This is a genomic window from Acetobacter lambici, from assembly GCF_011516885.1.
Taxonomy (GTDB): Bacteria; Pseudomonadota; Alphaproteobacteria; order Acetobacterales; family Acetobacteraceae; genus Acetobacter; species Acetobacter lambici.
Window position 1 is genome coordinate 1 of record NZ_WOTD01000154.1, and the last position, 844, is coordinate 844.

Here is an 844-nt window from a genome sequence, read left to right on the forward strand (position 1 = left end):
GAGCAGACTGCCCCGTTCTTTTGTGTCAGGTCTTGCCGCCCCGGCTCTTGCACTGCTGATGAGCACGGCAGCGCCCGTTGCCGCCTTTGCGCAGGATGCAGCCGCCCCCGCCGCCACGGCTCCGGCCCCGGCAGCTCCGGCTGAAGGTGCCGCCGCTCCGGTAGCGGCTCCCGCGGCCACGACCCCGGCTGAAGGCGCTGTAGCACCTGCCCCCGGCCCCGCAACACCTGCGGCCCCCGACGCCGCCACAACCCCGGCTCCCACCGACGGCACAACCGCCCCGACCCCGGCAGCCGCCGCAGCGGCGGAAGCTCCCGCCCCAGCGGCTGACGCCAAGGACGATGCCAACCCTTATGGCCTGTCCGCCCTGTGGTCCAATGGGGACATTATCGCCCGTGGCGTGCTGCTGATCATGCTCGTCATGTCGCTTGGCACATGGTTCATCATGATCACCAAGTTCATCGAGCAGGGGCGTCTGTTTGCTGCTGCCAAGGAAGCGACCAAAAGCTTCTGGACCAAACACAGCATTCAGGAAGGGGCGTCCGCACTCTCCTCCTCCTCCCCGTTCCGCTATATTGCCGATACGGGTATTACCGCTGCCGAACACTATGAAGGCACCATGCAGGAAGCCATTGACCTGCATAGCTGGACCTCCATGTCCATCCAGCGTGCGGTCAACAACATCCAGAACAGCCTGCAAAAAGGTCTGGCCTTCCTTGGCACCGTGGGGTCTACCTCTCCGTTCATCGGGCTGTTCGGCACGGTGTGGGGTATTTACCACGCGCTGACCGCCATCGGCATTGCCGGTCAGGCATCCATCGACAAGGTGGCAGGACCCGTGGGT

The 844-nt window shown here is 64.9% G+C and carries 1 protein-coding gene; it reads left to right on the plus strand.

The window, feature by feature from the left end; genetic code table 11:
- Positions 1 to 22: 22 nt before the first annotated feature.
- A partial coding sequence (locus GOB86_RS15615; RefSeq protein WP_165993576.1) for a MotA/TolQ/ExbB proton channel family protein occupies positions 23 to 844 on the plus strand: 822 nt, incomplete at its 3' end.